General features: G+C 67.7%; 19 protein-coding genes. 8 read left to right on the top strand and 11 right to left on the bottom strand.

Annotated elements, in window-relative coordinates:
* Positions 1–57 precede the first annotated feature (57 nt).
* Complete coding sequence (locus ACYVN4_RS33445) at positions 58–663, top strand: response regulator transcription factor (protein WP_460726017.1); 606 nt, start codon at positions 58–60, stop codon at positions 661–663.
* 74 nt (positions 664–737) lie between these two features.
* Here ACYVN4_RS33445 and ACYVN4_RS33440 read toward each other — a convergent pair whose 3' ends face one another.
* From ACYVN4_RS33440 to ACYVN4_RS33420, 5 genes are all read right to left on the bottom strand, one after another.
* A complete protein-coding gene (locus ACYVN4_RS33440) occupies positions 738–941 on the bottom strand; it encodes a cold-shock protein (protein WP_379356051.1) in 204 nt (67 codons plus the stop codon).
* A 198-nt stretch (positions 942–1,139) separates the two neighbouring features.
* Positions 1,140–2,354: an aminotransferase class I/II-fold pyridoxal phosphate-dependent enzyme gene (locus ACYVN4_RS33435; protein WP_460726014.1), complete on the bottom strand. Its 1,215-nt coding sequence runs from the start codon at positions 2,352–2,354 to the stop codon at positions 1,140–1,142.
* Positions 2,351–3,985, bottom strand: coding sequence for an adenylate/guanylate cyclase domain-containing protein (locus ACYVN4_RS33430; RefSeq protein WP_460726012.1), 1,635 nt, complete (start codon positions 3,983–3,985; stop codon positions 2,351–2,353). Before ACYVN4_RS33430 ends, ACYVN4_RS33435 begins: the two co-directional genes overlap by 4 nt.
* A gap of 105 nt (positions 3,986–4,090) precedes the next feature.
* On the bottom strand, positions 4,091–4,516 hold the full coding sequence (locus tag ACYVN4_RS33425; RefSeq protein WP_460726010.1) for a hypothetical protein: 426 nt from the start codon (positions 4,514–4,516) through the stop codon (positions 4,091–4,093).
* Positions 4,517–4,633: 117 nt separating this feature from the next.
* Positions 4,634–5,854, bottom strand: a complete 1,221-nt coding sequence (locus tag ACYVN4_RS33420; RefSeq protein WP_460726008.1) for an acyl-CoA dehydrogenase family protein — start codon at positions 5,852–5,854, stop codon at positions 4,634–4,636.
* Between the two features lie 144 nt (positions 5,855–5,998).
* Here ACYVN4_RS33420 and ACYVN4_RS33415 point away from each other — a divergent pair, with 144 nt between their 5' ends.
* On the top strand, positions 5,999–6,256 hold the full coding sequence (locus tag ACYVN4_RS33415; protein ID WP_460726006.1) for a GlsB/YeaQ/YmgE family stress response membrane protein: 258 nt from the start codon (positions 5,999–6,001) through the stop codon (positions 6,254–6,256).
* 163 nt (positions 6,257–6,419) lie between these two features.
* Entirely contained in the window at positions 6,420–6,944 is a 525-nt protein-coding gene (locus tag ACYVN4_RS33410; RefSeq protein ID WP_460726004.1) for an HdeD family acid-resistance protein, read from the top strand.
* Between the two features lie 12 nt (positions 6,945–6,956).
* Here the strand turns inward: ACYVN4_RS33410 and ACYVN4_RS33405 are convergent, their stop codons facing one another.
* On the bottom strand, positions 6,957–8,258 hold the full coding sequence (locus tag ACYVN4_RS33405) for a KamA family radical SAM protein (RefSeq protein ID WP_460726002.1): 1,302 nt from the start codon (positions 8,256–8,258) through the stop codon (positions 6,957–6,959).
* 52 nt (positions 8,259–8,310) lie between these two features.
* Positions 8,311–9,318 carry a DUF5919 domain-containing protein gene (locus ACYVN4_RS33400; RefSeq protein WP_460726000.1) on the bottom strand — a complete coding sequence of 336 codons (1,008 nt, stop codon included), beginning with the start codon at positions 9,316–9,318 and terminating at the stop codon, positions 8,311–8,313.
* 207 nt (positions 9,319–9,525) lie between these two features.
* Between ACYVN4_RS33400 and ACYVN4_RS33395 the strand changes: the two genes are divergently transcribed.
* On the top strand, positions 9,526–10,404 hold the full coding sequence (locus ACYVN4_RS33395) for an ABC transporter ATP-binding protein (RefSeq protein ID WP_460725999.1): 879 nt from the start codon (positions 9,526–9,528) through the stop codon (positions 10,402–10,404).
* Positions 10,401–11,600 carry an ABC transporter permease gene (locus ACYVN4_RS33390; protein WP_460725997.1) on the top strand — a complete coding sequence of 400 codons (1,200 nt, stop codon included), beginning with the start codon at positions 10,401–10,403 and terminating at the stop codon, positions 11,598–11,600. The genes ACYVN4_RS33395 and ACYVN4_RS33390 overlap by 4 nt, the downstream gene beginning before the upstream one ends.
* A 2-nt stretch (positions 11,601–11,602) precedes the next feature.
* Here ACYVN4_RS33390 and ACYVN4_RS33385 read toward each other — a convergent pair whose 3' ends face one another.
* Entirely contained in the window at positions 11,603–12,334 is a 732-nt protein-coding gene (locus ACYVN4_RS33385) for an SDR family oxidoreductase (protein ID WP_460725995.1), read from the bottom strand.
* 130 nt (positions 12,335–12,464) lie between these two features.
* On the opposite strand from ACYVN4_RS33385, the gene ACYVN4_RS33380 reads away from it, so the two are divergent.
* Complete coding sequence (locus ACYVN4_RS33380) at positions 12,465–13,289, top strand: helix-turn-helix transcriptional regulator (protein ID WP_460725993.1); 825 nt, start codon at positions 12,465–12,467, stop codon at positions 13,287–13,289.
* Between the two features lie 10 nt (positions 13,290–13,299).
* Here the strand turns inward: ACYVN4_RS33380 and ACYVN4_RS33375 are convergent, their stop codons facing one another.
* The 3 genes from ACYVN4_RS33375 to ACYVN4_RS33365 all read right to left on the bottom strand — a co-directional run bounded on the left by ACYVN4_RS33375 (position 13,300) and on the right by ACYVN4_RS33365 (position 19,827).
* Positions 13,300–15,885 carry a DNA translocase FtsK gene (locus tag ACYVN4_RS33375; RefSeq protein ID WP_460725991.1) on the bottom strand — a complete coding sequence of 862 codons (2,586 nt, stop codon included), beginning with the start codon at positions 15,883–15,885 and terminating at the stop codon, positions 13,300–13,302.
* Between the two features lie 328 nt (positions 15,886–16,213).
* Positions 16,214–19,081, bottom strand: a complete 2,868-nt coding sequence (locus ACYVN4_RS33370) for an AfsR/SARP family transcriptional regulator (protein ID WP_460725989.1) — start codon at positions 19,079–19,081, stop codon at positions 16,214–16,216.
* 128 nt (positions 19,082–19,209) lie between these two features.
* On the bottom strand, positions 19,210–19,827 hold the full coding sequence (locus ACYVN4_RS33365; protein ID WP_460725987.1) for a TIGR03085 family metal-binding protein: 618 nt from the start codon (positions 19,825–19,827) through the stop codon (positions 19,210–19,212).
* A gap of 181 nt (positions 19,828–20,008) precedes the next feature.
* Between ACYVN4_RS33365 and ACYVN4_RS33360 the strand changes: the two genes are divergently transcribed.
* Both ACYVN4_RS33360 and ACYVN4_RS33355 read left to right on the top strand, forming a co-directional pair.
* Complete coding sequence (locus ACYVN4_RS33360; protein WP_379356088.1) at positions 20,009–20,398, top strand: DUF4189 domain-containing protein; 390 nt, start codon at positions 20,009–20,011, stop codon at positions 20,396–20,398.
* Between the two features lie 35 nt (positions 20,399–20,433).
* Positions 20,434–20,994 carry a hypothetical protein gene (locus tag ACYVN4_RS33355; protein WP_460725985.1) on the top strand — a complete coding sequence of 187 codons (561 nt, stop codon included), beginning with the start codon at positions 20,434–20,436 and terminating at the stop codon, positions 20,992–20,994.
* Positions 20,995–21,005: the final 11 nt, after the last annotated feature.

Genomic DNA, 21,005 nt, shown 5'->3' with positions numbered 1-21,005 from the left:
TCCGGCCGGTCCTGAGCAAATCGAACGGCATGGGTGGCCAGTGAGGAGAGGTATCAGATGATCAGAATCCTGATCGCCGAGGACATGCGGCTGTTGCGCGAAACCCTGGTCGCCTCGCTGGAACTGGAGGACGACCTCGAAGTGGCGGCCGTGCTGGCGGACGGCAACGCGATCGTCGCGACCGTGGCGGCCGAGCGTATCGACCTCGCCATCCTCGATATCGATCTGCCCGGCAAGGACGGTCTCACCGCCGCCGCCGAACTCCGACGTGATCATCCGCACTGCCGGATCCTGGTGCTCACCTCGCTGGCCAGCCCCGGCCACCTCAAGCGGGCCATCGAGATCGGCGTCGCCGGGTTCGTGCTCAAGGACAGTTCTCGCCGTGACCTGCTGCACGCGGTCCGCACGGTCGCCGAAGGCGGCAGCATCCTCGACCCCGGCCTCGCCTTCAGCGCCCTGCGCAGCCCGGCCAATCCCCTGACCGACCGCGAAGCCGATGTCCTGCGCGGGCTAGCCGCCGGTGCCGACCCGAAGCAGATCGCCGCGGATCTCCATCTCTCCTACGGCACGGTCCGCAACTACCTCGCGGCCGCCACCAGCAAACTCCAGGCTCGCACCCGGGTCGACGCGATCCGCATCGCCCAGCAGGCCGGTTGGTTGTGACTTCCCGCGAAAAACCTTCCCCGGAAAGCGCGAAACCCGCGCCGTAGCGCGGGTCTCGGTGTCAGTACCAGAACTTAGATGACGCGGACGTTCTGGGCCTGCGGGCCCTTCTGGCCCTGGCCGATCTCGAACTCGACACGCTGGCCCTCTTCGAGGGACTTGAAGCCGGAGCCGGAGATCGCGGAGAAATGAACGAAAACGTCCGGATCGCCATTATCCTGCGCGATGAACCCGAAGCCCTTTTCGCCGTTGAACCACTTCACACTGCCTTGCGACATTCTTTTTATTTGCTTTCTGTTGCGAGCCGAGCGATCACATCAACAACCCGTTCTCGACATACAGCATGCCACACTTCAGTGCGACTGCCGACGGCGACCCGGCGTGGAGATCACAACTCTCGACCTACGATGTGGCCTAGGCCACTTTCGCGATGTACGTTTTTTGGACGACGCAGAGGAACTCAACTCGTTTCCCAGCTATAGATCCAGGAACTTCCCTGCGTCGCGGGACCACCATAGCGGGCCCGCGCCGTCGACGCCACTCGATTGAGCCTTGGTGAGGCGGGCGATGGCCTCGTGGAGAGTGGCGTCACGTTTGCAGTAGGCGAATCGGACGAGGTTGTTCCAGTGCGATCGGGCGGCCAGCGCGGCGACGGGGATGGCCGCGACACCGGCTCGGGCGGGGAGTTCGCGGCAGAACTCGGTGCCATCGGTGCCGACGTCGGCGCAGACGAAGTAGCCGCCGGCGCTGCGCTTCACGGGGTAGCCGAGGTCACACAGGGCGGTCGAGAGCAGTTCGTATTTCTCGCGTAAGGCGGCGCGATTGGTCGCGGCCCAAGCCTGTTCGTGGGTGAGGGCGTGGGCGACTGCGGGCTGGAAGGGGGCGGGCGAGACGAAGGACAGGTACTGCTTGGCGGCGTGAATGGCGTGGATCAGCGGGGCCGGGCCCAGTGCCCAGCCGATGCGCCAGCCGGTGACGTGAAAGGTCTTGGCGGGGCTGGAGACGACGATGGTGCGCTCGCGCATGCCGGGCAGGGTCGCGATCGAGAGGTAGTCGTCCGCGTCGAAGACCAGGTGCTCGTACACCTCGTCGGAGACGACGAGAAAGTCGTGCGCACAGGCCAATTCGGCGATCAGGCGCAGATCCGCGGGGCGCAGCAGGGAACCGCTGGGATTGTGCGGGGAATTGACCAGCAGCAGCCGGGTGCGGGCGGTGATCGAGCGGCGCAACTCGTCGAGATCGAGGGTGAAGCCGTCGCCGTCGGACACCATGGCCACCGTGCGCGGCACGGCCCCGGCCATGGCGACGGCCGCGGCGTAGGAGTCGTAATACGGTTCGATCAGCACCACTTCCGCGCCCGGCTCCACCAGGGCGAGCATGGCCGCCGTCAGCGCCTCGGTGGCCCCGGCGGTGACCACCACCTCCGAGAGCGGGTCGTATCCGCCGCCGAGCCGCCGCTCGCGCTCGGCGACGATGGCCTCGCGCAGGACGGCCTGCCCCTTCGAGGACGAATAGTGGTTCATGCCGCCGGATATCGCCGAGCGGGCCAGCTCGAGCATGGCGGCGGGACCCTCGTAATCGGGGAAGCCCTGACCCAGGTCGACCGCCTCGTTGCTGGTGGCCAGGCGGGAGATCTCCTCGAAAACCGAAGAGCTGTAAGGGCGTAGCCGTTCGACCAGGTTGTCGTTCACCGCACACCCCGCAGCACGAAGCAGGTGACCGGCTCGCGGCGGCCCTTGACCGCGATCGCGTGCAAGGGTTCCACCAGCGCGCGAGGTCCGAGCTGGGCACGGGTGAGCGGGCCGATCACCACATCGCCGGGATGCGCGACGCCCTGCAACCGGGCCGCGGTGTTGGTGGTGTCGCCGATGGCGGTGTAGTTGCGCATCTGCGCCGCACCGATATTGCCGACCAGGGCCGGACCGGTATTGACGCCGACCCGGAAGCGCGGCCAATCGGGTCGCCCCTCGGCAATGCGTGCGACGGCTTGCTGCAAGCCCAGCCCGGCGCGCGCGGCGCGCAACGCGTGATCCGGTTGCGGGGTCGGCGCGTTGAACACCGCCATCACCGCGTCACCGACGAACTGCACCACCACGCCCCCCGCTTCCAGAATCACCGGCACGATAGCGCCGTAATAGGTATTGAGCATCTGCACCACCAACGCCGGGTCGGTGCGTTCGGCGAACGGAGTGAATCCGCTCAGGTCCGCCATCAGCACGCTGACCTCCGCGATCCGCCCGCCCAGGTCGGCCTCGGCCGGGTTTGCCATGAGTGCGGTCGCGACCTGCGGGGACATGTAGGAGCGGAAGAGCTGATCGAGTTGCCGATACAGCCGGGCGTTCTGTTCCAGCACGGCGAACTGTCTCTCGGTGAGGCCGAAGCGTTTCGACAGTTCGACACCGACCGCGCCGAGCGGCTGGTCGGCGGGGACGCCGTGAGCCGCGCGCTGGCGCAGCACCTCGGCCATTTCGGTCAGCGCCCGCGTGTAGTCGCGTTCGAGTGCGGCCATGGTCTGGTTCAGGGTGACGCTGTCGAAGAGTCCGAGCGAGGAGCCCTCGCGGCGGAATTGCAGGTGGCTGCTGACCGCGATCAGCCCGAAGGCCGCCACCATCAGCACATGCCATTCCCACCAGGAGACCTGCCAACTGCGCCCGTAGCCGACGGCCAGCAGCGCCTCGATCAGCAAAACCAGCGCGGAAAGCACACTGAGCAGCAGTAATCCGCGTCGGCGGCGGAATTGGCGGGCATAGGCGATCACCGCGCCCAGATACGACAGCGAGCCGATGTAGGCGACCACGACCAGCGAGTGCGAGGTTTCGGTGGCGCTGGGCATGGCGTCGAACGGCGGTGATCCGGTGAGCGACAACATGGCCCACACCAGCAGCGCGAGCACCGGCAGCGCGGACAGCAGCCACATGAGGCGATTCAGGCGGGCCGCGGCGACCGGTCCGTATTCGAAAGCCGAAGCCAGCGCGGCGAATCCGCCCAGTGTGAGTCCCACCGGTACGGCGTAGACGAATCCGGCGTTGGGCATCTGGATGATGACGCCGGGGGTGGCGATGGCGTGCAGGCCCAGGAAGCCCGCGGAGAACTGGAACATCAGCGACACCAGGATGAGTCGCAGGTCGTGGCGGCTGCGCGCGGCGCGGTAGAGGACGACGCCGAGGGTCATCGCCAGGGCCGCGGCGGCCAGGACCAGCCAGAAATGCTGGGGGTGGTGTTCGTAGTGGGCGTCCAGGCGGGGATGCGAGATCAGCAACCACAGTCCCGCGACGGGCAGGCTGATCGCTGCGGTCCAGGTCAGGACGCTTACCTTCGACACCTTTGAACCCTACCGAGGGATAGGCTCGCGTGCGGGGGCGATTCCCGCCGGGCGGAACGGCTTTCGCAGTCGCGCGTTCGGCCCGGCGGGAGTCTTCGGAGATGGCTAGTGCGCCGAGAGGCTGCTGAGCAGACCGGCCAGCGGGTTGGACGCGGAGGAGCCGCTGCCGCCGCCGGTCGTGGTGCAGTCGACCACGGTGACAGTGGTGGACTTGTTGCTGATGACTTCCTGCACGGCCTTCAGGGTGTGCGAACCGGTGGTGGTCGGCGTCCAGGAGAAGGTGGCCACGCTGTTCGACGGCTTGCTGCTGCCGACCTGAGTGTCGTTGTCGGACAGGGTGACATTGAACAGGAACGACGTGGGGGTCACGTCGACGCTCACCGTGTAGGTCTGGTTGGCGCAGTACTGGCTCGCGCTCGCCACGCTGATGCCGGTGACCAGGGCGCTGGCATTCGGTGCGGTCAGCAGTGCGACCGCGGCCGCGGCGCCGAGTGCGGTGGCGCCGATGCCTGCCCGCTGGGTGGTCTTCATGAGTGTGCTCCTCTCATCGCCCACAGGATCGTGGACGATGCGAAACGTTAATACTTCACAGTCTCGTTCGGAGCAGATTCACAGGAAAATCCTTCACCACCGGAGGTTCTACCGACCCTATCCGGCCAGCAAACCCTTCGCGATGTGAGTGACCTGGATTTCGTTGCTGCCCGCGTAGATCATCAGCGACTTGGCGTCGCGGGCGAGCTGCTCGACCTTGTACTCGGCCATGTAGCCGTTGCCGCCGAAGAGTTGCACGGCTTCCATGGCGACCTCGGTCGCGGCGCGCGAGGAGTACAGCTTCATGGCCGACGCCTCCGCGAGGGAAACCTTCTCCCCCGCCGCGGTGCGCTCGATGGCGTTGAAGACCATGTTCTGCACATTGATTCGGGCGATCTCCATCTCGGCCAGCTTCAACTGGATGAGCTGGAACTGGGCGATCTCCTTGCCCCACAGCTTGCGCGTCTTCGCGTAATCCACACACAGCCGGTGACATTCGTTGATGATGCCCAGCGCCAGCGAGGCGATGCCGATGCGTTCGGCGGCGAAGGACTCCTTGGCGCTGTCCTTGCCGTCACCCTTGGCCGGGGTCTCGGTCTCGCCCAGCAGGCGGTCCGGGGTGATGCGGACATTGTCGAAGAACAGTTCGCCGGTGGGCGAGGAGTTCATTCCCATCTTCTTGAACGGCTTGGACTGGGTGAAGCCGGGCATGCCCTGGTCGAGCACGAAGGTCAGCACCTTGCGGTCGCGACGGTCGGTGCCGTCCTCCTCGTCCAGCTTGGCGTAGACGACGGTGACATCGGCGTAGGGGCCGTTGGTGATGAAGGTCTTGCGGCCGTTGAGGATGTAGTCCGCGCCGTCACGGCGGACATACGACTTCATGCCGCCGAAAGCGTCGGAGCCCGAATCGGGTTCGGTGATCGCCCACGCGCCGACCTTCTCGAAGGTCACCAGTTCCGGCAGCCAGCGCTTCTTCTGCGCCAGCGTGCCGCGGCTGCGAATGGTCCCGACCGTCAGGCCGAGGCTCACGCCCATCGAGGCCACCAGACCGAGGCTGATCCCGGCCAGCTCGCTGTTGAGGATCACTCCCATGCTGCCCGACCCGCTGAACCCGCCGCCCGACTTCCCGGTGGTCCCGGCCTCTTCGCGCGCGATCGCCTTCTCCAGGCCCTCGCGCGCCATCTCGTCCAGGCCGAAGGTGGCGTACAGCTTCCGAATGATGTCGAACGGCGGCAGCGCCCCACTCTCCAGCTGCTCGACGTGCGGCTTGATCTCCTTGTCGATGAAGCCGCGCAGCACATCGCGGAACATCAGATCTTCGTCGGACCACTGGTACATGTGAGAGAACTCCCGAGGGCTCGCGGAACAGTCACCTCGAATATAGAACACGTTCTAAAAACGACCGCGTGTCACTGAACGATTCCAGCCCGCCCAGGGACGATCATGGGCTGAATCCCGGCATCGGAACTGGTAGGAGGCGCAATGCTCGCACTCGGTTTCTTCGGCTGGATCATCATCGGCGGCCTGGCCGGTTGGATCGGCAGCAAAATCATGGGCACCGACGCCCAACAAGGCATCATCCTCAATGTCGTCGTAGGCGTCGTCGGCGGCCTCCTGGGCGGCTTCCTCCTGAAACTCGTCGGCGTGAACGTCAACGGCGGCGGCCTGATCTTCAGCTTCCTAACCTGCCTCGCAGGCTCGATCCTGCTGCTGTTCATCGTCCGCAAGGTCCGCAGCTGACCGCCTGACGAGCGGGGGCCGGGTTCTCCATTCTCAGCGTGTGGGAATCGGCGGGCGTCGATACTGGGAGCGGCGGCGACCGCCGCGATCACCTTCGGCCCTTGGATCGATTATGGTTTCGACTTCCGCAGCCGGGCATTCCCTTCCCACTCCCTGGCGTCAGGTGAGCCAGAACACTTGGCAGGCACTACTTCTCACCGGAATCCTGACGGCGTTACTGGGCGTGCTGGTGCTCGCCTGGCCCGGCCCCACGCTGGTGGTGGCAGGAGTTCTGTTCGGGATCTATCTACTGATATCCGGTGTGGCACAACTGATGACGGCGTTCGGGACGCATATCGCGGCTGGGATGCGGCTACTGGCCTTCGTCAGCGGTTTCCTGTCACTCATGCTGGGCTTCTTCGCTTTTCGCAGCGCCCTGGAATCCGTCCTGCTACTGGCATTGTGGATCGGCATCGGCTGGCTCTTCCGCGGCACCATGCAACTCCTCGCCGCCCTCTCCGACCCCAGCCTCCCCATGCGCGGCTGGCAAACCCTGTCCGGCGTACTCATAACCCTGGCCGGCATAGTCCTGATCGTCTCCCCCTTCGACTCGATCTCGATCCTCACCCTCCTCACCGGCTGGTGGCTGATCGTCATCGGAATCATGGAGGCAGCCACAGCATTCCAACTGCGCAGCGCCACCCGCTAGCTGTAAAAGGGTTCATTGGCGCTCGTGGGGGAAGGTGGGGGCGAAGGCGGGGGTTAGGTCGTCGAGCCAGCGGGCGGTTTCGTTGTAGTGGGCGAAGAACGGTGTGGCGACGAGGGATTCGTTGCGGGCCTGGAGGAAGCGGAGGGCGAAGACGCGGTGGTTGGCGATGGTGGTTATGCCGTCTATGACGACTTTTCCGGGGGTGGCGGACATGACGGGGCCGCGGACGGTGCGGGCGAGGCCGGGGACGGAGCGGTAGGCGTCGGCGAAGAGGGTGGTGGAGGCGGCGAGGGGGACGGCGAAGTGGTCTCGGGGGCCGGTGTCTCGTTCTACGAACATGTAGTAGGGGATCATGCCGAGGCTGACTTCCCTCTGCCACAAGGTAATCCAGTCGTCCGCAGTGTCGTTGACGGTGCGGACGACTGGTGACTGGCAACGGATTGTTGCGCCTGCGCTCTGCAGGCGGCGGATCGCGGTGCGGGCGATGTCGGTTTCGAGTTCCCGGGCGTGGGAGACGTGGGCCATGACGGCGAGGTGGCGGCCGGAGGCGGTGATCCGGGACAGGAGGGCGAGCAGCTCGTCGGCGTCGGGGTCGGTGACGAAGCGGTAGGGCCAGAAGGCGAGGGCCTTGGTGCCGATGCGGATCGTGGTCAGCTGCTCCAGTTCCGGGGTCAGCAGCGGCTCCAGATGTCGGGCGAGGACTTCGGCGCTCATGATCATCGGATCGCCGCCGGTCACCAGGACGTCGGTGGCCTCGGGATGGCGTCGCAGGTAGCGCACCAGGGTGTCAGGGCCTGCCGCGGCCATGTGCAGGTCCGGTTCACCGACGAACTGTGCCCAGCGAAAGCAGTACGCGCAGTATGCGTGGCACGTCTGACCGTGGCTCGGGAAATACAGGACGGTGCCGCGGTACTTGTGCTGCAACCCCTCGAAGGTCTCCCCCTCGAATTCGGGCAGGTTGAGGGTGCGCTGCCCCTCCGGATGCGGATTCATCGCCTTGCGGATCCGGGTCGCGGTGTGGCGGATATCGGCGGCGGGGGCCGCGGTGGCGAGCAACGAGACCAGTTCGGCGCGGTCCTCGTCCGCCAGCATCCCGGGATGCGGCATGGTCAGGCGGAAGATCGGGTCGTCGGGTGCGCGGGTCCAGTCGATGAGTTCGTCCAGGACATACTGATTGGTCCGGAACGGTAGGACAGCCGCCACCGCCGCCAATTCTCGTGCCTGCGCGGCGTCCAGCCCGGCCCGCGCGGCCAGCCGCGGCAGTTCCCGGGCGCCGATCGCGCGAAATCCATACCCCGTGGTGCCCAGCGACATCCGATGCCTCCAGCCACTTGCCCGACGGATGTCGAGCGACCGAGGTCCGATCCTATCGATCCACGGTTGCTCCGTCTTCGCGGACGTGCTCCAGAATCAGCGGAATCGGATGCAACCGGCGAAAGGTACCGAACGGGGCATCGTGGAAGAGCTCGTCCAGCACGGTGGCGAGCCGGGACGTGAGCGCGGGGTCCTCGACGCCGGACAGCGTGTATTCGCCGCCGCCGTCGAGCTTCGCCCTGATCGACTCGGCGGCCGCGGCGTGCAGGAAGCTATCCATCTTCGAACTGTGCAGGTATCGAACATCGTCCAGCACAATGGTTCTCACCAGTCGCCGCAGCTCTGTTCCGCGGCCGTCGGACAGCGTGACACCGATCAGATGCTCCAGCGGTGAGGAGCGACTCCACACCGCGTGAAACCGATCGTTGACGAACTTGCCGAGCGGGGAATGCACCGACACTTCGAGCTGCCGCGAATCACCGGACAATCCGCCGACCGTATAGAACGAGATCAGGCACCGGTCGTCGGCCCGATACATGGTGACATCGGGACCCGAGTGATACAGCCGCACCTCGAAGTCCGCGCGCAACCCACTGTGGGCGCGATCGAATTCACCGAACTCCCGGTGCAGTTCGCGCAGCGTGCTCAGATTGAGAGCGAGCTGTCGTTGCAGATCCTCCGACGCACCCAACTCCAGATCACGCTGCTCGGCCGCGAGCGTGGACGGATTGATCAGCAGGATACGTACGGACACACCGCGAGCCAGCGCCGTGCGGATGATCCGCCGGAAGCGCTCGGAGTACGGCTCGAGCAGCATGTTCGAGAAGGTGTCGACGATCCGGATCGCGTCGGTGCTGCGGTCGGCACGATCGAGGAAGCGCCCGTAGTCGAGTTCGCGATGCTCCCGCACCCGGGACTCCCCCACCCGCTGGATGATCGGGGTCAGCAGGAAGATGGTGAAGACCGCGCCGATCAGATCGGCCGCCGTATTCAACTCGAAATTGCGCCAGTAGTCCGGTAGACCACCCGCGAGCATCGACAGCATCAGGATGGTCGCCACCCCGACACCCAGACCCGCGATCCAGCGCGGATCCGGCCAGCGCCACCGTCGATTCCGATTCCGACGTCGTGAAACTCCCCCGCCTGCCACGACTTCAGAGTATGGGCAGCGGCCGACCGGTTCAATTCCGGTCGGGGGTAGCGGCTCTCACCGCGTGGCGATAGGCAAGATGGAGTCGGTCTGTCGCTCGGTGCAAGGGAGGGTTCGATGCTGGAAGTGGCGCGGTTGGTGCGCAGGTTCGGGGAGAAGGTGGCGGTGGACGAGGTGTCGTTCACCGTCCCGGAGGGGCAGTTGACCGGGTTCGTCGGCGGGAACGGGGCCGGGAAGACCACCACCATGCGGATGATCATGGGAGTGCTGGGAATCCACGGTGGCGAGGTGCGGTGGGAGGGGCGTGCGGCGACCGCCGGGGATCGGCGAAGGTTCGGGTATATGCCCGAGGAGCGGGGGTTGTATCCGAAGCAGCCGATCCTCGATCAGCTCGTGTATCTGGCGCGGCTGCGTGGAATGAGCGCTGCGGCGGCGGTTTCGCGGGCCGACGGGCTGTTGGAGCGGTTCGAGTTGAGTGGGCGGCGTAAGGACAAGTTGGAATCGCTGTCTTTGGGCAATCAGCAGCGGGTGCAGATCGCGGCGGCGGTGATCGCGGAACCGGTGGCGCTGGTGCTCGACGAGCCGTTCTCCGGATTGGATCCGGTGGCCGTGGATTCCATGGCCGAGCTGCTCAAAGAATATGCGGCACAGGGGGTTCCGATTCTGTTCTCCTCGCATCAGCTGGATCTGGTGGAGCGGCTGTGTGATCGGCTCATCATTCTCGCGAACGGGAAGGTGGTTGCGCAGGGGTCGGCGGCGGAGCTGACCGAGGCCGGGCCCGCGCGGTACCGGGTGGTGCTGGGCGGGGACGCGCAGTGGCTGCGGGACCTCGCCGGGGTCGAGGTGATCGACATCGACGGCGCGACAGCGATTCTGGAGTTGCCGGATACGACCACCGACAAAGTGCTGAGCGAGGCGTTGAGCCGCGGATCCGTGCGGGAACTGGCCGAAGTGCGGCCGTCCGTATCCGACATCTACCGGGAGGCGGTCGCATGAGCGCGCACAACCCTATCGACGATGCCGCGCCCCGGGGCGTGTGGCGACTGGTCGCGCAGCGGGAGATCGCGGTTAAAATGCGTGATCGCAACTTCTTGATCTCCACGGCGATCACCATCATCGCGATCGTTGCATCGCTGGGAATCAGCGGATTCATCAGCAGCCGAACCGAAACCATCGATATCGCGGTCACCGGAACCGGCGCGAGCGCGGTAGTCGATCTCGCCGGGCAGCTGGCCCACCACTCCAACGCCAAGGTCGATTTCGTCGCCCACGAGGTCCCCGACCCGGCCGCCGTCGAAGCCAAGGTCCGGGCGGGCAATGCCGACGCGGGCCTGGTGCCCGACCAGGGCGGCTGGCGACTACTCGGCAAGACCGCCAAGAACGACAAGGCCGACACCTACATCTCGGCGGCGGCCGGACAGCTCGCGATCCAGCAGAATGCTGCGGCCGCAGGGATTTCCACGCAGCAGCTCGCCCGCGGCGGCACCGTCACCTCGGCCCTGCTCGAACCGAACGCCATCGACCCCGGCCTGGCCAAGGCCGCCGGTTTCGTCTTCGCGTTCCTGTTCTACCTGTCCTCGATCCTGTTCGGCCTCTCCATCGCCCAGAGCGTCGTCGAGGAGAAGCAGAACCGCATCGTCGAGATCCTCGCCAGCGCGATCCCCTTGCGCCAGTTGCTGATCGGCAAGGTGATCGGCAATACGGTCATGGCGCTGGGCCAGCTCGTCCTGTTCGTCAGCGCGGGCCTGATCGGTCTGGCCGCCACCGGTAAGGGCGATCAAGTGGCCCAGATCGGCGGCGCCGCAGGCTGGTTCGTGGTCTTCTTCCTCGTCGGATTCCTCGCCCTGGCCAGTCTCTGGGCGGTGGCCGGAGCCCTGGCCACCCGCACCGAAGACCTCCAGGCCACCTCGACGCCGCTGACCATGCTGGTGATGATCGTGCTCTTCGCCGGAATCTTCCTCTCCGGCACCGCACAAACGATCGGCTCCTTCGTCCCCCTGGCCTCGGTCGTGGCCATGCCCGCCCGCCTGGCCGCCGGTACCGCCGCCTGGTGGGAACCGGTGATCGCGTTGCTGATCATGGCCGCGACCGCCTACACCATCGTCCTGGTCGCCGAGAAGATCTACCGTCGCTCCCTCATGCAAACCCAGGGCCGCCTCACGCTCCGCCAAGCCCTGGCGTTGGAGGACTGACCCTACTGCCGGCTCCCGGTGGGCCGAACGACGAGCTCGTTGACATCGACGTCCGCGGGTTGGCCGATGGCATACGCAATGGCCGCGGCGATGGCGTCCGCCGGGAGCGCCACCGCCCGGTAGGCCGCCATCGCCGCCCGCGCCTCCGGATCGGAAATGCTCTCGGCCAGTTCCGATTCCGTGACATCCGGCGACACCAGGGTGACCCGCACCCCGCTGTCGTGGCACTCCTGGCGCAGCCCCTCGGTGATCGCGCGCACCGCGAATTTGGTGGCGCAGTACACCGCGGCGGTCGGCGACACCTCGTACGCGCCGACGGAGGCGATGTTCACGATCTGCCCCTCGCCCCGCGCCCGCAACACCGGCAAGGCCGCGGCGATACCGTGCAGCACGCCACGCACATTCACATCGATCATGCGATCCCACTCGTCCACACGCAGCGCCGCCAACGGTGACAGCGGCATCACCCCCGCGTTGTTGACGATCACATCGAGACGGCCGAATTCGGCGTCGGCGGCCGCCACGAACGACCGGACATCCTCGAGATCGGTGACGTCCACCGCCCGAAAGGCCGCGCTGCCACCGGCGTCGGTGATCTCCCGGGCCAGCGATCGCACCCGGTCGAGCCGCCGCGCACCCAGCAATACCCGGTGCCCGTCGGCGGCCAGCCTGCGCGCGGTCGCCGCTCCGATACCGCTGCTCGCTCCGGTGATCGCGATTGCCTTGCCGGTCATGGTGACTCCCTGTCTCGGTTCTGGTTCGACCGTCTCAGCCTCGACCGGATCACGCACTGCGACCAGGACGCCTCGAGACTGGGCACCGCGCACCCTGGCAGCCACTGTGCACCCCGCCTAGCCTGCGATCATGACCGCGAACGAGGATCTCGGTGACTTCCTGCGCGCCCGCCGCGCCCGGCTGCACCCCGAGCAGGTGGGCCTGCCCTCCCATGGGCAGCGCCGCGTACCCGGATTGCGGCGCGAGGAAGTGGCGGTGCTGGCCGGAATGAACGTGGACTATTACGCCCGCCTCGAGCAAGGGCGGGAACGACATCCCTCGCCACAGATACTCGAAGCGATCAGCGGCGCACTGCGTTTGGACCAAGCCGCCCGCGAGCATCTGCATCGCCTGGCCGGACTGCGGCCACAACCCCCGCGACCGGCCGAACCCGGCCTCGTCGGCCCCGGCATGCGGCAATTGCTCGACAGTTGGCCGCACACTCCCGCTTTCGTGCTCGACCCGGCACTGAACCTGCTCGCCACCAATGCCTTGGCGGATGCCTTGTTCTCGCCGTTCGGCTCGGCGGACAACCTGGCCCGCATGGTGTTCCTGGATCCCGTCGGCCGCGAGTTCTACGCCGACTGGGAGCAGGCCGCACACGGGACCGTCGCGGCACTGCGGCAGGCCACCGGAACCGACCCCGACAATCCACGGCTTACCGAGTTGGTGACAACGCTGCGAGCGGCCAGTCGCGAGTTCAGCGACCTGTGGCAGTCGCACGCGGTCGGCGGAAAGACCTTCGACACCAAGCGGTTACGCCACCCTGATGTCGGCGCACTGACGCTGTCCTTCCAGTCCTTCGACCTGCGTGGTGCGGCCGGCCTGGAACTCGTTGTCTACCACGCGGACCCGACCGGCCCGACGGCCCGTGCGTTGGCTCTGCTCGGAAGCCTGCACGCCACTCTCGGCTGAGGCCGCGTCGCTACTCGTCCGGGTTCGAGTCCGCATCCAGGGGTTCGCCGCCGCCTCGGATGGTCCAGAGGAGGCCGTCGAGTTCGTCGGGTTTGATGAGAACGTCGCGGGCCTTGGAACCCTCGGAGGGGCCGACCACTCCCCTGGTTTCCATCAGGTCCATGAGGCGGCCCGCCTTGGCGAAACCGACGCGGAGTTTGCGCTGCAGCATGGAGGTGGAGCCGAACTGGGAGGTGACCACCAGTTCGATGGCCTGGACGAGCAGGTCGAGGTCGTCGCCGATGTCGGGGTCGACGTCCTTCTTCTCGCCCGCCTTGGCCGCCGTGACGCCTTCCTGGTAGTCGGGGGTGGCCTGGGTCTTGGCGAAATCGACTACCGCGGAGATTTCCCCGTCGTCGATGAAGGCGCCTTGCAGACGGGTCGGTTTGCTCGCGCCCATGGGGAGGAACAGGCCGTCGCCCATGCCGATCAGCTTTTCCGCGCCCGGCTGATCGAGGATGACTCGGGAGTCGGTCAGCGACGAGGTGGCGAAGGCCAGGCGGGACGGGACGTTGGTCTTGATCAGACCGGTCACCACGTCCACGGACGGGCGCTGGGTGGCCAGCACCAGGTGAATGCCTGCGGCGCGGGCCTTCTGGGTGATGCGGACGATCGCGTCCTCGACGTCGCGGGGCGCGGTCATCATGAGGTCGGCCAGCTCGTCCACGATCGCCAGGATGTACGGGTAAGGGCGATAGACCCTTTCACTGCCCAGGGGGGCGGTGATCTGGCCGGACTTCACCTTCCGGTTGAAGTCGTCGATGTGGCGGACCTTGTTGACCTGCATGTCCTGATAGCGCTGCTCCATCTCCTCCACCAGCCAGGCCAGCGCGGCGGCGGCCTTCTTGGGCTGGGTGATGATGGGCGTGATCAGGTGCGGGATGCCCTCGTAGGGCGTCAGTTCCACCATCTTCGGGTCGATGAGGATCATGCGCACCTCCTCGGGGGTGGCGCGGCACAGCAGCGAGACCAGCATCGAGTTGACGAAGCTCGACTTACCGGAACCGGTGGACCCGGCCACCAACAGGTGCGGCATCTTGGCCAGGTTCGCGGACACGAACTCGCCCTCGATGTTCTTGCCCAGACCGATCACCAGCGGATGGTGATCGCTGCGGGTGGTCGCCGCCTTCAAAACGTCGGCCAGGCGCACCAATTCGCGATCGGCGTTGGGAACCTCGATACCGACCGCGGACTTGCCGGGGATCGGGGCCAGCAATCGCACGTTCTCAGTGGCCACCGCGTACGCGATATTGCGGGCCAGCGCGGTGATCTTCTCGACCTTCACGCCCGGACCCAACTCCACCTCGTAGCGGGTGACCGTCGGGCCGCGCACGAAACCGGTGACCGCGGCGTCGATCTTGAACTGCACCAGCACCTCGGTGATGGCCTCGATCATGGATTCGTTCGCCGCACTGCGCTGCTTGGGCGGATCGCCGTCGGTGAGCAGGTTGAGCGACGGCAGCTGGTAGTCGCCGTCCACCTCGCGGTCGGTGACGAACTCCAACTGCTGCGGCTCCGGCGGCGGCGGGGTCTGATCGACCACCTTCGGAATGGGCTTGCGCGGCTTGACCTTCGGCTTCTCCACCTCCGGCACCGCGATGTCCTTGGCATCCTGCAGCGGCGGCTCGCCGATGATCTCGGTGACCGCGTCGGAGCCGCCGAACTCGTCGGGCGGGTAGTTCTCCGACGGCGAACGGCCGCGGCGCTTGCGCACTTCGGGGCGGTGGCGCGGAAAACCGTCCGCGTCATAGTCCTCCGGGTCGTAGAGGCCGTGTTCCTCGGAGTAGCCCTCGTATTCGTCGCCGCCCGCGCCCGTACCGAAGATCTCGCGCATGCGGGCGGGCACGTCACGCACCTGGGTGCCGGTCAACAGCAGCACACCGAAACCGATGGCCAGCATGAGCAGTGGCACCGCCAGGAACGCGCTCAGGCCATCCTTCAGGGGACCGCCCACCACGTAGCCGACGAAACCGGCGGCATGCTCGCGGCCGTGCTCATCGGCCGGGGAACCCGCCGCCATATGCCACAGGCCCAGGATCGGCAGGCCCGCCAGCAGGCCGCCCAGCACCAAGCGGGGCCGGATCTCCGGCTGCGGTTCGGTGCGCATCAGGATCACCGCGATGCCCACCGCCACGAACGGCAGTGCCGCCGAAGCGGATCCGGCCACCCAGCGCACCGCGGTATCCACCCAGTGCCCGACCGGGCCGCCCGCCGAGAGCCACACCGCCGCGGCGATCACGAACGAGAACGCCACCAGGGCCAGGGCGATGCCGTCGCGTCTGTGCCCGTGTTCGATATCCCCCGCCCGGCTCACCGCCCGCGTGGTGGCGCCGAGGCCCCGCGCGGTCGCCGTCCAGGCCCGGGTCGCGCCGCGCCGAACCACCGCCAGCGGAGCCGTATTGGAGGCGCGCCGGGGTGCGGGTCGCCGCGCCGGAGCCTTCCGCGCCGTCCGCTTCGCGGGTTGGCGTGGAGTGCGAGCCCGGGACTGTGCAGGAGTCTGTCCCCGCGTAGCCCCCGCTCGCGTACGTGACGTTCCGGTGCGGGCCTTACCTGCCATGCGTCCCAGGCTAGCCGCTCAGGCCCCACCCGGACCATCCGCAACACCCGGCCCACCCATATCAGACATGTGGCGCTCACTACCCGAAACCAGCCCTTCACCGGGGCCGGAAGGGCTGTTCAACCCCGCCGCGGGTGCTGTCATTCCGGCGGCGGCACCTCGTCATCCCGGCATGTTCTTGGCCGGGATCCACACCCACAGGCGTTGGATTCCGGCCAACAGCACGCCGGAATGACGGGGTGGTGGCACTGCCGGAAGACGAGGTGGCACTGCCGGAATGACGGGGTGGCACTGCCGGAATGACGGGGTGGCGCTCCTGCAAGCCCGGTCAGCGGGTGGCGGGGAGGTGGGTTTCGGCGGTCCAGGCGGTGAGGGCGGCGTCGAAGTCGGGGATCTGGGTGGCGGCGGTGCGGTAGCACTCGGCGGCGTCGATATTGCGGCCGAGGCGGCGCAGGGCCGTGTAGCGGACCAGCAGGTTGTGGGTGTAGAGCGCGCCTATGGCGGCCGAGATGCGGGTGGCCTCGGAGCGTTCGGCGTGATCGGCGGCCTGGGCGAAACGTTCCGCGGCGAGGTGGGCGCGGGCCGCGCGGGCGTGGACGATCGATTCGATACGGGTGCCGCCGAAACGGCGCGACAGGGTCAGGGCCGCATCGAACAGCCGAGTGCCGCGCTCGACATCACCCTCGGCACTGAGCACCGAGCCGGCCTCGGTCAGCGCCCACACGATGTGGCGGCGGACGCCCGGCTTGTCGTCGGCCACGACCGCGCGGGCCGCGGCGGCCAGGGAGTCGCGATGGCGACCCGCCGCCGAATACGCGCGGGCCAGCAGCGAATACGCGAGACGGACGCATTCGGGGCTGCCCGCGCGACGCGCCCTGGTGAGCATCGTCGCGAAATGCGCGGTCGCCCGGGCCGGGTCGCCATCGTGCAGGGCGAGCACACCGGCGTAGGCGTGGATCGCGCCCGACGCCCACACGTCGGCGTCCGGATCGTCCTCGGCGAGCAGGCGATCCACGTGCGCGACCGCCCGATGCGGTTCATCGAGTTCACCGAGCAGCGTGAACACCACCGACAGCCGGGCGCGCCGAGCGGCGGCGACATCGCCGTCCGCCTCCAGCGCGCGGGCCAACTCCTCGAGCGTGCGGGCCGGGTCGATGCTGGCGTCACAGGCCAGTCCGGTCTCGGCGACGGTGAGCGCGAGATCCGCGGCCAGCGCCCGATGCCGGGGCGTGCCCGCGATCGCCAACCGGTACAGCGCGTTCAGATTCCGGCGTTCCGCGGTGAGGAATTCCCGGGTCGCCTCCAGATCCACCAGGCGGGCGCCCGGATGGCCGGTCGGCGCGAGCCGCAGCCGCAGCCCCGGATGACGTACGCGCAGCACCGTTTTCATCGTGGCCAGGTAGAAATCGAGCAGGCGGGCGGTGACATCCGCCTCGGCGTCGGCGCCCGGGCGGCCGAGCGCGAACAGCCGCATGAGGTCGTGGTAATGATGGCGACCCCGGCCGACGGACTCCAGCATGCCGCGATCGACCAGCTCCTCGCAGAGGTCCTCCGCGACGGACTCGATGGTGTCGAGGACCGCGGCCGCGGCGGCCAGCGGCAGATCGGGCAGGTCGGCCACAGCGAGCAGGCGGAAGGCGCGCGCCGCGTCGACCGGCAACTGGTCGTAGCCCGCCCGGAAGGCGGCGGTGAGCGCCAAGCCCCCGGCGCGGAACCGGTCGAGGTCGTGTCGTTCGGCCGCTAGGCGCTCGGCCTCGGAGACCACGGTCCACTGCGGGCGGGCCGCCACCCGCGCGGCCACGATGCGCACCGCGATGGGCAGCAACCCGCACAGTTCCACGATGCGGCGGACCGCTTCGGGCTCGACCGCCACCCGGGCCGCACCCACGATCCGGGCGAAAAGCTCCACGGCCTCCTCGGGTTCCAGGACCCGCAGCGCGGCGGGCCGCGCGCCCGGCAGCGCGGTGAGCGGACGCCGGGCGGTCACCAGCACCGCGCACCCCGACTCACCCGGGAGCAGCGGCGCGACCTGCGCCGCGTCGCTGGCGTTGTCGAGCACCAGCAGCATGCGGCGGCCGCTGATCGCGGAACGGAACAGCGCGGCCCGCTCGGCCACGCCGACCGGAATCTCCTTCTGCGCCACGCCCAATGCCCGCAGGAACGCGCCCAGCACATGCTCCGGATCCGCGGGCGCGGCGCTCGCTCCGCACAGGTCCACATACAGCTGCCCGTCCGGATACCGGCTCCGAATCCGGTGCGCCACATGCAGAGCCAGCGCGGTCTTGCCGACCCCGCCCATGCCGGAGATCGCCACCAACGCCGGGGCGGCGCCGCCGAGCACCGTGCACAGGTCCTGCACCAGATCGCCGCGACCGGTGAAATCGGCTGTGTCGGGCGGCAATTGGGCCGGGCGCGGCGCGACCATGGTGATCGGCGCGGCCGCCGGCTCCGGGACGGGCAGCTCGTCGGCGAGGATCTGGCGGTGCAGTTCGGCCAGCATCGGGCCGGGCTCGATGCCCTGCTCGGAGACCAGCAGGCGGCGGATGCGCTGGTATTCGTCGAGCGCCTCGGTGCGGCGGCCCGCCCGGTAGAGGGCGGTCATCATGAGCGCGCGCAACCGTTCGCTGTGCGGGTCGCCGGTGATCAGCGCTTCCAATTCGGCCATGGCGTGCGAGAAGTCGCCGCGCTGCACGGCGATCTCGAGCAGGTCCTCCTCGAGCACCCGATGCAGTCGCCGCAGCCGCGCGCGCTCGGCGGCCGCCCACGGACCGGGCACACCGGTCAGCGGGTCACCGCGCCAGGCGCGCAGGGCGGTCCGCAGGGCGGCGTCGGCGGTCTCGAGGCAGCCGCCCGCGCGGGCCTCACTCACCTCGGCGCGCAACCGCTCGATGCAGTCGACATCCAATTCCAGTGCGCCGTCGAGGCGATAGCCGCGGGCCTCCGAGGACAACAGCACCGCGCCCTGGGTGGCGAGGTGCTTGCGCAGGGCCCAGGCGTAGTTGCGCAGCGCGCCCACTGCCGAAGACGGCCGGTCGGCACCCCAGATGCCGTCCACGAGTTCCTCGACCGAGACCGTGCGACCGCGGGCGCAGGCCAGCATCACCAGCGCCGCCTGCTGTTTGGGTGGCATGGGCGGGATGGGCACACCGTCGGCCGCCAACTCGACCGGTCCGAGAACCGCCAGTTGCCAAGACATTGCCTACCACCTTCATCACACCCGGAACGCTTGCTGACTACGCAAGTTACCGCTCGTCGCGTGATCGTTTCATGACCGGTACGTACCACGCCACTCCGGCCGGGACGGCGGTCCCAGGTGGTGAGATGTCAGACGCTGCGGTCGAGGGCGTGGACCAGTGCCACGTCGTCGGGCGCTCCCGTCGCCTCGAGCCGAACCTCGTTGCGGCCGAAGGCATGCAGCAGCAGTTCCGACGGCGGTCCGGCGAGCACCACGGTGCGGTCACCGGCCTGACGGGCGACCGTGCGGCGGCCGTCGGGCGTGGTCAGCGCGACAGTAACCGGTGATTTGCGATATGCCATGCGGGCCAAGCCCGTCAGGACCTTCCAGAGCCGGTCCTCATCGGCCTGCGGCAGGGTGCGCGGTTCCCAGCCGGGAGTGCCGCGCCGAACGTCCTCGTGGTGGACGAACATTTCGGTGAGGTTCATCAGCGAGTCGACCGGGCGCAGGTAGAACGGCGGGCCGCTGCGCACCTGATCGAGCAGCTCGGCGAACGGGCGCTGGACGACCTTGGCCTGCACGCTCTCCAGATACGGCGCGAAGGGCTTCAGCATGATGCCGGGAGCCGCGTCGGGGCGACGCTCGCGAACGATCAGGTGCGCGGCCAGGTCTCGGGTGGTCCATTCCCCGCACAGGGTGGGGGCGTCCGGACCGGCCTCGGCCATGGCCTGGACCAGGGCCTGGCGCTCCCGTTGAGCCATACTCATAAGGGGGACCTTAGTCGTGCCCATCCGAATATGCACGGCACCACTTTTCACCGCTTGCCCGCGATCGCACCGGTGAACCCGCACAAAACACAGATGCGGGTTGGCGTCAACACTTTCGTATCGGTAGCTTGATCGGCGGTCCAGAGGGTCATGGACCCGAAAGCACAAGAAGGGCAACAACTTGAAGAAGATCCTCAGCGGCGCAGCCGTGATGGTCGCGGCCGCTGGTTCCCTGCTGGTGGGTACCGCGGCTCCGGCCAATGCCTATCAGGACTACAACTTCGGTGCGATCGCGCTGTCGGTCTCCACGGGCAACATCGGTTACTCCTACGACTATTCCGACAGCCCGTCGGCGCAGAACGCGGCCATGAGCTCGTGCACCTACAACGATTGCAAGATCGTGGCGCGCTTCACCAACGGCTGCGGCGCGGTCGCCTACTCGCGGCGCGACGGCTACTACACCTTCGGTGCGGCCTCCTCGCGGGTCGCCGCCAAGAACCAGGCCCTGAACCGGAACTCCGGCGACGCCACCATCATTCACTGGAACTGCACCACCGGCTACCAGCTGTAGCCCGCCGGGCTCCGAAACCATTGGGGAGAATTTCGTTGAAGCACACCATCTTTCGCGCTACCGCCGCGCTGATGCTGGCCACCTCGGCGCTGGGCCTGGTGGCCTGCAGCAAGTCCGATGACACCAGCAAGGCCGCTGCCACCACCTCCGCGGCCGCACCCGCCGGCAAGTTCGACGGCGGCGTCGACGGCGACGGCAAGCTCACCGGCTCGGCTCCCGCGCCGACCACCACCGCGGACCTGGCCAAGCCGAGCGTCGCCGATCTGAACGACAAGGTCGCCAAGGCCTTCGACCCGTCGATCGACGCCAAGACCAAGACCGACTGGATCGAGGACGCGGCCCTGGACCCGCAGCTCGCCCAGAAGCTGGTCGACGCCGCCAAGGCCAACAACGTCAAGATCAAGATCACCAACGTGGGCGACCCGTCCGACGGCAAGCTCAAGGCCGACGCCGACGTCACCATCGACGGCAAGCCGGTCCAGAACGCCACCGTCTCCTTCGTCGCCGACGGCACCGACTGGAAGATCGACCACAGCTACGCCTGCAGCATCGTGAAGGCCGCGAAGCTCGACTCGGCCGCCTGCCAGGACAAGTAGGTCACCCTCGT

The organism is Nocardia heshunensis (assembly GCF_054782115.1).
Note: the sequence above shows the minus strand (reverse complement) of the source record. Positions and strands in the feature narration are given on the sequence as shown.